The 13492-nt window shown below is 61.3% G+C and carries 13 protein-coding genes; 10 read left to right on the top strand and 3 right to left on the bottom strand.

Features of this window, described 5'->3' with window-relative positions; translation table 11 throughout:
- Positions 1 to 36: 36 nt before the first annotated feature.
- A complete protein-coding gene (locus K9857_RS25850; protein WP_047736335.1) occupies positions 37 to 366 on the bottom strand; it encodes a DUF1820 family protein in 330 nt (109 codons plus the stop codon).
- 134 nt (positions 367 to 500) lie between these two features.
- On the opposite strand from K9857_RS25850, the gene miaB reads away from it, so the two are divergent.
- The 5 genes from miaB (at position 501) to lnt (ending at position 5924) form a co-directional block, all read left to right on the top strand.
- Positions 501 to 1829 carry a tRNA (N6-isopentenyl adenosine(37)-C2)-methylthiotransferase MiaB gene (gene miaB, locus K9857_RS25845; protein WP_224540665.1) on the top strand — a complete coding sequence of 443 codons (1329 nt, stop codon included), beginning with the start codon at positions 501 to 503 and terminating at the stop codon, positions 1827 to 1829.
- Positions 1830 to 2045: 216 nt separating this feature from the next.
- Positions 2046 to 3053: a PhoH family protein gene (locus K9857_RS25840; RefSeq protein WP_224540663.1), complete on the top strand. Its 1008-nt coding sequence runs from the start codon at positions 2046 to 2048 to the stop codon at positions 3051 to 3053.
- On the top strand, positions 3046 to 3504 hold the full coding sequence (gene ybeY, locus K9857_RS25835) for an rRNA maturation RNase YbeY (RefSeq protein WP_224540661.1): 459 nt from the start codon (positions 3046 to 3048) through the stop codon (positions 3502 to 3504). The genes K9857_RS25840 and ybeY overlap by 8 nt, the downstream gene beginning before the upstream one ends.
- A gap of 42 nt (positions 3505 to 3546) precedes the next feature.
- Entirely contained in the window at positions 3547 to 4386 is an 840-nt protein-coding gene (locus K9857_RS25830) for an HlyC/CorC family transporter (RefSeq protein WP_224540659.1), read from the top strand.
- A 14-nt stretch (positions 4387 to 4400) separates the two neighbouring features.
- A complete protein-coding gene (gene lnt / locus K9857_RS25825) occupies positions 4401 to 5924 on the top strand; it encodes an apolipoprotein N-acyltransferase (RefSeq protein ID WP_224540657.1) in 1524 nt (507 codons plus the stop codon).
- Positions 5925 to 5968: 44 nt separating this feature from the next.
- On the opposite strand, the gene K9857_RS25820 is transcribed toward lnt, so the two are convergent.
- Positions 5969 to 6730 (bottom strand): YdcF family protein, encoded by a 762-nt coding sequence (locus K9857_RS25820; RefSeq protein ID WP_224540655.1) that lies wholly within the window; start codon positions 6728 to 6730, stop codon positions 5969 to 5971.
- Positions 6731 to 6835: 105 nt separating this feature from the next.
- On the bottom strand, positions 6836 to 7156 hold the full coding sequence (locus tag K9857_RS25815) for a hypothetical protein (RefSeq protein ID WP_224540653.1): 321 nt from the start codon (positions 7154 to 7156) through the stop codon (positions 6836 to 6838).
- Positions 7157 to 7438: 282 nt separating this feature from the next.
- Here K9857_RS25815 and leuS point away from each other — a divergent pair, with 282 nt between their 5' ends.
- The 5 genes from leuS to K9857_RS25790 all read left to right on the top strand — a co-directional run bounded on the left by leuS (position 7439) and on the right by K9857_RS25790 (position 13479).
- Complete coding sequence (gene leuS, locus K9857_RS25810) at positions 7439 to 10045, top strand: leucine--tRNA ligase (protein WP_224540652.1); 2607 nt, start codon at positions 7439 to 7441, stop codon at positions 10043 to 10045.
- Between the two features lie 88 nt (positions 10046 to 10133).
- A complete protein-coding gene (gene lptE, locus K9857_RS25805; RefSeq protein WP_224540649.1) occupies positions 10134 to 10739 on the top strand; it encodes an LPS assembly lipoprotein LptE in 606 nt (201 codons plus the stop codon).
- 39 nt (positions 10740 to 10778) lie between these two features.
- Positions 10779 to 11816, top strand: a complete 1038-nt coding sequence (gene holA, locus K9857_RS25800) for a DNA polymerase III subunit delta (protein WP_224540647.1) — start codon at positions 10779 to 10781, stop codon at positions 11814 to 11816.
- A 112-nt stretch (positions 11817 to 11928) separates the two neighbouring features.
- A complete protein-coding gene (arfA, locus tag K9857_RS25795) occupies positions 11929 to 12093 on the top strand; it encodes an alternative ribosome rescue factor ArfA (protein WP_175377172.1) in 165 nt (54 codons plus the stop codon).
- Between the two features lie 63 nt (positions 12094 to 12156).
- Entirely contained in the window at positions 12157 to 13479 is a 1323-nt protein-coding gene (locus tag K9857_RS25790) for a lytic murein transglycosylase (protein WP_224540645.1), read from the top strand.
- Positions 13480 to 13492: the final 13 nt, after the last annotated feature.

Here is a 13492-nt window from a genome sequence, read left to right as displayed (position 1 = left end):
GGCTTGCTCGCGAAAGGGGCGACTCGGTGCTGAGTCTTACTTCTCAGGCATCGGCATCGGAAACGGCATCACATTGCCGACCCCGGCCCTGGCTTCGCTGATTTTCGGCGTGCCCAGGCGCTCCACCTCATCGATCCGCACGATCGAATGCATCGGCACGAAGCTGCGCACCACACCTTCGAACTGTGCCTTGAGCTTCTCTTCGCTCGGGTCGACAACCACCTGCGTGCGCTCGCCAAAGACGAATTCTTCCACTTCCAGGAAACCCCACAGATCACTCTGATAGATCTGCTTGGCGTACATTTCGAACACCTGGCCCTGGTTGAGGAAAATCACCTTGTAGATTGGAGCTTCGCGTTTGGTCATGGAGGGCGGGCAACACATCGGGGATAAAAAGAGGGCGCGAACTATAGCACAGCCACCGGACGCGCAGCGGTAGGAACCTGGGAGCATGTTCCCTATAATGCGCGGTTCTTCGAATCACGTGATGACCCTTTTCCATGGCCAAGAAGCTCTATATCGAAACCCACGGTTGCCAGATGAACGAGTACGACAGCTCGCGCATGGTCGATCTGCTGGGCGAACACCAGGCCCTGGAAGTCACCGCTCGCGCCGAAGACGCCGACGTGATTCTGCTCAACACCTGCTCGATCCGCGAGCGCGCCCAGGATCGCGTCTATTCGCAACTGGGTCGCTGGCGCGAACTGAAACTGGCCAACCCGGACATGGTGATCGCCGTCGGCGGTTGCGTGGCCAGCCAGGAAGGCGCCGCGATCCGCGATCGCGCGCCTTATGTCGACGTGGTGTTCGGCCCGCAGACACTGCACCGCCTGCCGGAAATGATCGACGCGGCGCGCATCAGCAAGCTGCCGCAAGTCGACGTTAGCTTCCCGGAAATCGAGAAATTCGACCACTTGCCCGAACCACGCATCGACGGCCCGAGCGCCTATGTGTCGGTGATGGAAGGTTGCAGCAAGTACTGCACCTTCTGCGTGGTGCCCTACACCCGCGGCGAAGAAGTCAGCCGCCCGTTCGATGACGTGATCGCCGAGATCATTCACTTGGCGGAAAACGGCGTGCGCGAAGTGACGTTGCTGGGGCAGAACGTCAACGGTTATCGCGGCGCGACCCATGACGGTCGCCTGGCCGATCTGGCAGAACTGATCCGCGTGGTGGCCGCTGTCGACGGCATCGACCGCATCCGCTACACCACCTCGCACCCGCTGGAGTTTTCCGACAGCCTGATCCAGGCCCACGCCGAAGTCCCTGAGCTGGTCAAACACCTGCACTTGCCGGTGCAGTCGGGTTCGGACCGCATCCTGGCGGCGATGAAGCGCAACCACACTGCGCTGGAATACAAGTCCAAGCTGCGCAAGTTGCGCGCTGCCGTACCGGGGATCTGCATCAGTTCGGACTTCATCGTCGGCTTCCCCGGCGAGACCGAAAAAGACTTCGAACAGACCATGAAGCTGATTCAGGACGTCGGTTTCGACTTCTCCTACTCGTTCGTCTACAGCCAGCGCCCCGGTACACCGGCCGCCGATCTGGCGGACGAGACGCCGGAAGAGCTGAAAAAAGAGCGCCTGAACGCCCTGCAACATCGCCTGAACCAGCAAGGATTCGAGATCAGCCGACAAATGGTCGGTTCGATCCAGCGCATTCTGGTCACCGATTACTCGAAAAAGGACCCCGGCGAGCTGCAGGGCCGGACCGAGAATAACCGTATCGTCAACTTCCGCTGCGACAATCCGACCCTGATCGGCCAGTTCGCCGACGTGCACATCGACGCGGCGCAGCCACATTCGCTGCGCGGTTCGCTGATCTCGTAACACCCGCGCCCCCCCTGTGGGAGCGGGCTTGCTCGCGAATGCGGTCTGTCAGCTGCAACCCTGCCAACTGACACTCCCTCTTCGCGAGCAAGCCCGCTCCCACAGGTACAGCGTCGGCCGTGGGGACTTGTTGCGATATTTAAGAGCTTTCGCACCCACGCCACTGGCGTTATCCTTGATTTCATCACTATTGCCCCAGGGCGGCTAAATACGACCTTGAACGCACCCATAGAACCCCATCGTTTCATCCTCGAGCCCTTCGAGGCTCGCCGCTTCGCCAATCTGTGCGGGCAGTTCGACGAGCATCTGCGCTTGATCGAAAAGCGCCTGACCATCGAGATCCGCAACCGCGGAAACCAGTTCGAGCTGATCGGCGAGCGCAAACACACCACCTCCGCGGAAAACCTTCTGCGCCGCCTGTACCGGGAAACCAAGGGTACCGAGCTGTCGCCGGACATGGTTCACCTGTTCCTGCAGGAGTCCGCCGTCGAAGAGCTGGACAACCACTCCCCTGCCGAAGCCGCCGTCTCCCTGCGCACCAAGAAAGGCATGATTCGCCCTCGCGGCTTGAATCAGCAGCGCTACGTGAAGGAAATCCTCGGTAACGACATCAACTTCGGCATCGGTCCGGCCGGTACCGGCAAGACCTATCTGGCCGTGGCCTGCGCTGTGGATGCCCTGGAACGCGAGCAGATCCGCCGGATCCTGCTGGTGCGTCCGGCGGTCGAAGCCGGCGAGAAACTGGGCTTCCTGCCCGGCGACCTCAGCCAGAAGATCGACCCGTACCTGCGCCCGCTCTACGACGCGCTCTACGAAATGCTCGGCTTCGAATACGTCGCCAAGCTGATCGAACGTCAGGTCATCGAAGTCGCGCCGCTGGCCTACATGCGTGGCCGCACACTCAACAACAGTTTCATCATCCTCGACGAAAGCCAGAACACCACCGTCGAGCAGATGAAGATGTTCCTGACCCGAATCGGCTTCGGCTCCACCGCTGTCATCACCGGTGACATCACCCAGGTCGACCTGCCACGCGGCACCAAGTCCGGGCTGCACCATGTGATCGAAGTGTTGAAAGACGTGCCGGGCATCAGCTTCACCCACTTCCAGCCCAAGGACGTGGTGCGCCATCCGTTGGTACAACGCATTGTCGAAGCCTACGAGCGCTTCGAAACCCGTGCGGCCGATGATGCAGCCGCCAAGGATAGCCGCCGCGATGCTTGAGCTTGACCTGCAAATCGCGACCCAAGCGCCCGCCCCCAGCGAAGCCGAGTTTCGCCAATGGTGCGAACTCGCGCTGCGCCAGCGCACCGCCGACTCGGAAATGACCATTCGCCTGGTCGACGAAGCCGAAGGGCGCGAGCTGAACCACACCTGGCGGCAGAAGGATTACGCAACTAACGTCTTGTCATTCCCGGCCGATGTGCCGGACGAGTTTCTCGACATCCCGCTGCTGGGCGATCTGGTGATCTGTGTCGCCGTGGTCGAGCGTGAGGCTGGCGAACAAGGCAAGGCACTCAAAGCCCACTGGGCACACCTGGTGATTCACGGCTGCTTGCATCTGCTCGGTTACGACCATATAGAGGACGACGAAGCAGAAGAAATGGAAGCACTGGAACGCAGTTTGCTTGCTGAACTTGGCTTTCCCGATCCGTACGCGGACGACGAAAATTAAACATCCCCGAACACTTACAACAAAGGATTCAGAGTAATCGCTATGAGCGAAGATCGATCGAGCAACGGGCAGAAGTCCTGGCTAGGTAAACTGACCCAGGCTTTTGCCCACGAGCCGAAGAACCGCCAGGAGCTGCTGGAGCTGCTGCGCGACGCACACCAGAACAAACTGTTGGACAGCGAAGCGCTGGCCATCGTCGAAGGCGCCATCCAGGTTGCAGACCTGCAGGTACGGGACATCATGGTCCCGCGCTCGCAGATGGTCAGCATCAAGGTGACCCAGACACCGCGCGAGTTCCTGCCTGCCGTGGTCGACTCGGCCCACTCCCGCTATCCGGTGATCGGCGAAAGCCACGATGACGTGATGGGCGTGTTGCTGGCCAAGGACTTGCTGCCACTGATCCTCAAAGAGAACGGCGACAGCTTCAACATCAAGGATCTGCTGCGCCCGGCTACCTTCGTGCCGGAGTCCAAGCGCCTGAACGTGCTGCTGCGCGAGTTCCGCGCCAACCACAACCACATGGCCATCGTCATCGACGAATACGGCGGCGTGGCGGGACTGGTGACCATCGAAGACGTACTGGAGCAGATCGTCGGCGACATCGAAGACGAGCACGATGTCGAAGAAGACAGCTACATCAAGCCGCTGCCGAGCGGTGATTTCCTGATCAAGGCGCTGACGCCGATCGAGAACTTCAACGAGTTCTTCGACAGCGAATTCTCCGACGACGAGTTCGATACCGTCGGCGGCCTGGTGATGAGCGCGTTCGGGCACTTGCCAAAACGCAACGAAATCACTGAAATCGGCACCTATCGCTTCCGCATCCTGAACGCCGACAGTCGCCGGATTCACTTGCTGCGCCTGACCCCAATCGCCCGGTAATTCCAAGGACTGAAATGCTCCGTCTGAACCGCCCCGGCTGGCCCGGTAACCTGCTGGCCGTGGCGGCCGGTGCAATCACTACCCTGGCCCTGGCGCCATTCGATATCTGGCCGCTGGCTTTGCTGGCGGTCGGTCTTTTCTACGCAGGCTTGCGAGAGCTGAGCCCCCGCCAGGCCCTGGGTCGTGGCTGGTGTTTCGGCTTCGGCCTGTTCGGCGCCGGGACCAGTTGGATCTACTACAGCATCCACCACTTCGGTGGCGCGTCGGTGTTGCTGGCCGGTTTTCTGATGCTGCTGTTCACAGCAGCGATTGCCTGGTTCTTCGCCCTGCCCGCCTGGGTCTGGGCCCGCTGGCTGCGACGCAACGAAGCGCCACTGGCCGATGCCCTGGCATTTGCTGCGCTGTGGGTCGGGCAAGAGGCGTTTCGCGGCTGGTTTCTCACCGGGTTCCCCTGGCTTTATTCCGGCTACAGCCAACTCGACGGCCCGTTGACGGGGCTCGCGCCTGTCGGCGGCATGTGGCTGATTTCCTTCACCCTCGCCCTGACTGCCGCGCTGATCTACAACGGCATGCGTCTGGTTCGCAGCGGCCGCAAAGCCTTCATCGCCATTGGCGCAGTGCTTCTGGTCGGCCCATGGATCGCCGGCGTGGCGCTCAAGCACCATGCCTGGACCAGCCCGTCCGGCGCGCCGTTGAGCGTCGCGGCGATTCAGGGCAACGTCGAACAGAGCATGAAATGGGACCCGGCGCAGCTCAACGCGCAGCTGGCGCTGTACCGCGACATGAGCTTCACCTCAAAACCGGTCGACCTGCTGATCTGGCCGGAAACCGCGGTGCCGGTACTCAAGGAGTCCGCTCAGGGCTATCTGGACATGATGGGAAATTTCGCCGCCGAGCGTAATTCCGCCCTGATCACCGGCGTCCCGATTCGCCAGGTGGTTCACCAGGAGAAGCGCTTCTTCAACGGCATTACCGTCGTCGGCGAAGGCGATGGCACTTACCTCAAGCAGAAACTGGTGCCTTTCGGTGAGTACGTTCCCTTGCAGGATGTGCTGCGCGGCTTGATCGCCTTCTTCGACCTGCCGATGTCGGACTTCGCCCGGGGCCCTGCGGATCAAGCGATGCTGCAAGCCAAGGGCTACCAGATTGCGCCGTTCATCTGCTACGAAGTGGTGTACCCGGAATTCGCAGCGGGCCTCGCCGCGCAAAGCGATCTATTGCTGACGATCAGTAACGACACCTGGTTCGGCACCTCCATAGGCCCGCTGCAACACCTGCAGATGGCGCAGATGCGCGCGTTGGAAGCCGGTCGCTGGATGATCCGCGCTACCAACAACGGTGTGACCGGCCTGATCAACCCGTTTGGCCAGATCACCGAGCAGATCCCGCAATTCGAGCGCGGCATTCTGTATGGCGAAGTGGTGCCGATGCACAACCTCACGCCTTACCTGCAATGGCGCTCGTGGCCGTTGATCATCGTTTGTGTGGTTCTGTTTGGCTGGGCGTTGATTGCCAGCCGGATGGCCAAGACCGTTTAAAGACAAAGATCGCAGCCTGTGCAGCAGGCTGCGATCTTTTGATCTTAACGATAGAACAACGAATACCCCACCTGCCCTACCGCCTCGTTGATCAGCTGTCCGCTGCGCCAGATCGCCTTGAACTCTGGCATCCAGCCGCCGAACGCTTCGCCATTGTCCAGACCCAGAAACCCGACCGGCGCCGGCACTACCTCAAACCCCGCCTTCCTGAAACTCCAGACCGCCCGCGGCATATGCGCGGCAGTCGTCACAACCACCACGCGCTTGACACCTTCGGGCAACAGCACCTTGGCTGTCATTTGGGCGTTTTCCCAAGTGGTACGGCTTTGCCCTTCCTGCCAACGCACCATCACGCCGAAATCGTCACGCAGGGAGTCGGCCATGATCTGCGCCTCGCTCGGTGGCGTGTCGTAATGCAGCCCGCCGCTGGTCAATACCGGCAAGCCCGAGGCCTTGGCCAATCGCGCCGCATAACGTTGGCGCTCCAGGCCCACACCTGTGGGCTGGTCAGTGTCCCAGGCCACATCGCCCCGTTCACGCCCTGATCCAAGCACCACGATGGCATCGGCGTGTTGCCCCAGGGTTGCCCATTCGTCGCGAGCCAGCGGTGGCTCGCATTCGAGCAGCCCCGCGCTCCATTGCACCACCGCCGGCAGACTCATCAGCCAGAATCCACCCAGCCCAACGGCAAAGCAAAAACCGGCAAGCCGCGGCCTTGAGCGACGCAGCCACCAGGCCAGCATCAGCAACAGGATGAGAATGCCGGGCGGCATCAGAAGGTGTTTCACGAAATAACGAAAAGGCATCGAGCATCTCCATGAAGATGCCCGAAGCCTAAGTGGGTTGACGCAATGCGACAATAAATACGAAAGGACTGTGCTGCAAAAAACCACTGAACATGGGCTTTTGCCTCACTTGAACATCAGAGACCGGACCTTTACCGCGTCTCTACCGGGTATTTTGTCCTTGAGCCAGATGACCTTGGCAGAACGTGGTGCGTCGAGTTGTTTCACGGCTTCTGACAGGCATCCGTGCGTCTCACGTTCGCTGCGATCCAGGTACGCCTTGACCAGTGCAAACTCTGCGGGGCTCAAGCCGCGCAGCTCCAGTTCAAGCGGACGTTCATCACGCAGCCGGCTGGCGGTTTTTGCTGCTTCCAGCGCCAGGCCCAGACGATCGATCAGTCTTTCGTACAGCTCCGGTTTTGTAGCTTTTTGCTGTGACTCAACCATCCCTCACCTCATTGGAAGATAAGACCTACTCCCCAAATAAGAGCTTAGCTTCCATGCACAAACCGGCTGAACGCCGCGACCAACGGCCCTCGCAGCGGTTTTGGCAAGACGCGCGGCAGCAATCAGGGTTTCCCTCGGCAGAGTGCGGTCATGTATGCTACGGCGCTTCCTGTAACTCCACTTCCAGCTCGGCTGGACATCGAAATCGCCGAATCGGCGCCTTCACCGTCCAGCGTTGCATTGAAGAGGATTGGGCCACCCCTATTCAGTTCAAAAGTAGCCATGCACGAACAATATCAGCCCCGTGAAATCGAAGCCGCCGCCCAGTCTTTCTGGGACGAGCAAAAGTCCTTTGAAGTCAGCGAACAGCCAGGCAAGGAAACCTACTACTGCCTGTCGATGTTCCCTTACCCCAGCGGCAAGCTACACATGGGGCACGTGCGCAACTACACCATCGGCGACGTGATCTCCCGCTACCAGCGCATGCAAGGCAAGAACGTTCTGCAACCGATGGGTTGGGACGCTTTCGGCATGCCGGCGGAAAACGCCGCGATGAAGAACAACGTGGCGCCCGCCAAGTGGACCTACGAAAACATCGCCTACATGAAATCCCAGCTGCGCAGCCTGGGCCTGGCGGTGGACTGGTCCCGTGAAGTGACCACCTGCAAGCCTGATTACTACCGCTGGGAACAATGGCTGTTCACCCGTCTGTTCGAAAAAGGCGTGATCTACCGCAAGAACGGCACCGTGAACTGGGACCCGATCGACCAGACCGTACTGGCCAACGAGCAGGTCATCGACGGTCGCGGCTGGCGTTCCGGCGCGCTGATCGAAAAGCGCGAAATCCCGATGTACTACTTCAAGATCACCGCCTACGCGGATGAGCTGCTGGAGAGCCTCGACGAACTGGATGGCTGGCCTGAACAGGTCAAGACCATGCAGCGCAACTGGATCGGCAAGTCCCGCGGCATGGAAGTGCAGTTCCCGTACAACGTCGACTCCATCGGCGAAAGCGGCACCCTGAAAGTCTTCACCACCCGTCCGGATACCCTGATGGGGGCGACTTACGTCGCCGTGGCCGCCGAGCACCACCTGGCCACCCTGGCAGCGCAGAACAATCCCGAGCTGCAAGCGTTCATCGCCGAATGCAAGAGCGGCAGCGTCGCCGAAGCCGACGTCGCCACCCAGGAGAAAAAAGGCCTGCCGACCGGCCTGTTCGTCGAGCACCCGCTGACCGGCGAAAAACTGCCGGTCTGGGTCGCCAACTATGTGCTGATGCATTACGGCGACGGCGCGGTAATGGCTGTGCCGGCCCACGACGAGCGCGATTTCGAATTCGCCCACAAGTACAACCTGCCGGTCAAATCCGTGGTGCGCACCAGTTCCGGTGACACCAACCCTGCCCCGTGGCAGGAGGCTTACGGCGAGCACGGCGCGCTGATCAACTCCGGCGAATTCGACGGCCTGGACTTCGCCGGCGCTTTCGACGCCATCGAAGTCGCGCTGATCAAGAAAAACCTCGGCGCCTCGCGCACCCAGTTCCGCTTGCGCGACTGGGGCATCAGCCGCCAGCGTTACTGGGGCTGCCCGATCCCGATCATCCACTGCGCCAGCTGTGGCGACGTGCCGGTACCGGAAGACCAGTTGCCGGTCGTATTGCCGGAAGACGTGGTGCCGGACGGCGCCGGTTCGCCACTGGCGCGCATGCCCGAGTTCTACGAGTGCACCTGCCCGAAATGCGGCCAGCCTGCCAAGCGTGAAACCGACACCATGGACACCTTCGTCGAGTCCTCGTGGTATTACGCCCGCTACGCCTCGCCGAAATACGAGGGTGGCCTGGTGGAAAAAGCCGCAGCCGATCACTGGCTGCCGGTGGATCAGTACATCGGCGGTATCGAACACGCCATTCTCCACCTGCTCTACGCGCGCTTCTTCCACAAGCTGATGCGCGACGAAGGGCTGGTGAGCTCCAACGAGCCGTTCAAGAACCTGCTGACCCAGGGCATGGTGGTCGCCGAGACTTACTACCGTCGCGAAGCCAACGGCGCCTACACCTGGTTCAACCCGGCGGACGTCGAACTCGAGCGCGACAGCAAGGCCAAGGTCATCAGCGCCAAGCTGAAAGCCGACGGCCTGCCGGTGGAAATCGGCGGCACCGAGAAGATGGCCAAGTCGAAGAACAACGGCGTCGACCCACAGTCGATGATCGACCAGTTCGGCGCGGACACCTGCCGTCTGTTCATGATGTTCGCCTCGCCGCCTGACATGAGCGCCGAATGGTCCGACTCCGGCGTTGAAGGTTCGCACCGCTTCCTCAAGCGCGTCTGGCGTCTGGCCCAGGCCCACGTTACCCAGGGCCTGCCGGGCAAACTGGACGTCGCGAGCCTTTCAGACGAGCAGAAAGCCGTTCGCCGTTCGATCCACCTGGCCATCAAGCAGGCCAGCCACGACGTCGGTCAGAACCACAAATTCAACACCGCCATCGCCCAGGTGATGACGCTGATGAACGTACTGGAAAAAGCCGCGCAAGCGACCGAGCAGGATCGCGCACTGGTTCAGGAAGGCCTGGAAGCCGTGACTCTGTTGCTGGCTCCGATCACGCCGCACATCAGCCATGACCTGTGGCACCGACTGGGCCACGCAGGTGCCGTGATCGACGCCACCTGGCCGGTGGTGGATGAAAACGCCCTGGTGCAGGACAGCCTGCAACTGGTCATTCAGGTGAATGGCAAGCTGCGCGGCCAGATCGACATGCCGGCCAGCGCCACCCGCGAAGAAATCGAAGCCGCCGCCCGCGCCAACGAAAACGTGCTGCGTTTCGTCGATGGTCTGACGATTCGCAAAGTGATCGTGGTACCGGGCAAACTGGTCAACATCGTCGCCAGCTAATTGGATCAGGCGCCGGGCCAAGCCTGGCGCCGAGTAAAACCTTTCGGGCCGCTTGAACGGCCCACATGGTTTCAAGGGGAGCAACACAATGATCAAACGCAACTTGCTGGTGATGGGCCTCGCGATCCTGCTGAGCGCCTGCGGTTTCCAGCTGCGCGGCACCGGCACCACCGAACTGGCGATCAAGGAACTCGACGTCAGCGCGCGCAACTCCTATGGCGAAACCGTGACGCAATTGCGTCAGGTGCTCGATAGCAGCGGCGTCAAGGTCTACACCGGCGCACCCTACAAGCTGGTGTTGACGGACGAGCAGGAAACCCAGCGCATCCTCAGCTACGCCGGTGCTGGTCGTACTGGCGAGTATCAACTGAACACCACGCTCAACTACAGCATCCTCAGCCAGGGCAATCTGTCGTTGATCAATGACAAGATCGAAGTGGAGAAGGTCTTCATCCACGACGGCAACAACCTGGTGGGTTCCGACCAGGAAGCCGCCGACGCCCGCAAGGAAATGCGTCGCGAACTGGTACAACGCATGATGCTGCGCTTGCAGCAGATTTCGCCGACCCAGTTGCAACAGCTGCAGCAGACCGCCGAAGCCCGCGCCAAGGCAGAAGCCGCGGCACTGGAAGCGGCGCAGAAGGCTGAAGCGGATACTCCGCGCCAGTCGCCTATCGAAATCCCGCAGCAGTAAGACTTACGGGGCGCTCTGGCGCCCCGTTCGCCCCCTCTTATGAAGCTCGCTCCCGCCCAACTCGCCAAACACCTGCAAGGCAGCCTCGCGCCGGTCTACGTCATCAGTGGTGATGATCCGCTGCTGTGCCAGGAGGCCGCAGACGCCATCCGCTCTGCCGCTCGTCAGCAGGGTTTCGATGAACGTCAGGTGTTTGCCGCCGACGCCAATTTCGACTGGGGTACATTGCTGCTCGCCGGGGCCAGCATGTCGCTGTTCGCCGAAAAGCGCTTGCTTGAGCTGCGCCTGCCTTCCGGCAAGCCGGGCGACAAAGGCGCTGCCGCGCTCATCGAATATTGCTCGCGACCGGCCGAAGACACGGTACTGCTGATCAGCCTGCCGAAGCTCGATGGCAGCGCGCAGAAAACCAAGTGGGGCAAGGCGTTGGTCGAAGGCCAACAGACCCAGTTCGTGCAAATCTGGCCAGTGGATGCCAGCCAGTTGCCGAGCTGGATCGGTCAGCGTTTGTCCCAGGCCGGGCTGTCCGCCAGCCAGGACGCGGTAGAGCTGATCGCTGCACGGGTCGAAGGCAACCTGCTGGCCGCCGCCCAGGAGATCGAAAAGCTCAAGTTGATGGCCGAAGGCGGTCAGATCACCATCGAAACCGTGCAGGCGGCGGTCGCCGACAGTGCGCGCTTCGATGTCTTCGGGCTGACCGATGCGATTCTCAACGGCGAGGCGTCCCACGCCCTGCGCATGCTCGAAGGCTTGCGGGGTGAAGGCGTCGAGCCACCGGTGATTCTCTGGGCCCTGTCTCGCGAGTTGCGCCTATTGGCCAACATCGCCCTGCAATACAGCCAGGGCACGCCGCTGGACAAGGCATTCAGCCAGGCCAGGCCACCGGTGTGGGACAAGCGCAAGCCGCTGATGAGCAAAGCCCTGCAACGCTACTCAGCACCACGCTGGGCGCAGTTGCTGCTCGAAGCGCAACGCATCGATGCGCAGATCAAGGGCCAGGCGGCGGGCTCGCCGTGGATGAGCCTGAGTCGCTTGACGCTGTTGATGGCCGGTCAGCGACTGCCGTTGCCTGCCGAATAAGCGTTCCGCGGTCTTTTTCCTACAAATCACGCCTGCATTTGCACTATGGACATCCGTCCCATTTCGGCCGAATATCTGCCGCGCAAAAAACACCCACTCGCGAGAATCCATCATGAGCAAAAAGCCAGCAAAGCATGGCCCCAACAAGGCCAAATCCATCATTGCCCAGCCACTGTTCCGCAGCCGCCAGGAACGCCCCGGCAAGGGCAAAGGCAGCTACCGTCGCGAAGCCTTCCGGTCTGATAACCGGGAGGCTTTTTACTTTCTGGCGGCCTGAAACGGCAAGCATCCGCTCAACATGTTAAGGTCTGCACCTGATTCGAATTACCTGGACCTGTGCATGCCCCTTTGTCTTTCCCGTCGTTGGCACCTGCGCCAATTGATCGCTGCCTCCAGCCTCATTTTGCTAGTCGCCTGCGCGGAAAAACCCACCGCCGCCGACGCACAGCAGCTTCAGACGCCTCCTCTGGCCACCGCTCCGGCCATCGTTGCACCCGTCGTTCCCAGTGGTGAAAACCTCGATATCCAGCCGACCCAGACCTTCGCCGAATGGCAGGCAGGTTTCCGCAAGGACGCCCTGGCCGCCGGGATTCGCGCCGATCTGTTCGACCGCGCTTTCGCCAACGTCAGCTTCGACCCCAGCGTGATCCGTGCCGATCGCAGCCAGCCCGAGTTCACCCGCCCGGTGTGGGAGTACCTCGATGGCGCGCTGTCACCGTTGCGGATTCGCAAGGGTCAGTCGCTGCTCAGCCAGTACGATGGCGTCCTGCAGAACATCGAACAGCGCTATGGCGTCGATCGTGAGGCACTGGTCGCGGTGTGGGGCATGGAAAGTAATTTTGGCCAGTTCCAGGGCAGCAAGTCGGTGATCAATTCGCTGGCGACCCTGGCCTATGAAGGGCGCCGGCCGGGCTTTGCCCACGCACAATTGATCGCCGCGCTGCAGATTCTGCAACAGGGTGATATCGAACCCGAGAAGATGCTCGGTTCCTGGGCCGGCGCCATGGGCCAGACCCAGTTCATTCCGACCACCTACAACACCCATGCCGTGGACTTCGATGGCGATGGTCGCCGCGACATCTGGGGCAGCTCCGCCGACGCCCTGGCCTCGACCGCGCACTACCTGCAAAGCTCCGGCTGGCAGAGAGGCCAGCCGTGGGGCTTTGAAGTGCAACTGCCGGGCGGCTTCAACTACTTGCTCGCCGACGGCACGATTCGCAAGAGCGTCGCCGAATGGCGCCAGCTGGGTATATCCCTGCCCAATGGCGGCCAGGTCCCGCCAGGCTCGGAGCAACTGTCCGCCGCCCTGCTGCTGCCGGCCGGTTATCGTGGCCCTGCGTTCCTGGTGCTCGACAACTTCCGGGCGATCCTCAAGTACAACAATTCGTCGTCCTACGCGCTGGGCGTCGGCCTGCTGTCTCAGCGCTTCCATGGCGCGGGTCTGATCAGCGGCACCTGGCCGAAGGATGACTTGCCGTTGAGCCGTACCGAGCGAATGGAACTGCAAAGCCTGCTGAGCGCCCAGAATTACGACGCGGGCACCGCGGACGGGATTATCGGTGCCAACACCCGAAAGGCGATCCGCAGCGCGCAGCAGTCGTTCGGCTGGCCGGCGGATGGGTATCCGACGCACAAGTTGCTGGAAGGGTTGCGTAACCGCTAAAAAGCTTCGCGGG

The sequence above is a fragment of the Pseudomonas sp. REP124 genome, from assembly GCF_020164475.1.
In the GTDB taxonomy this organism is placed as follows: Bacteria; Pseudomonadota; Gammaproteobacteria; order Pseudomonadales; family Pseudomonadaceae; genus Aquipseudomonas.
The sequence above is the reverse complement of the archived record's forward strand: the minus strand, read 5'-3'. Positions and strand labels throughout refer to the sequence as shown.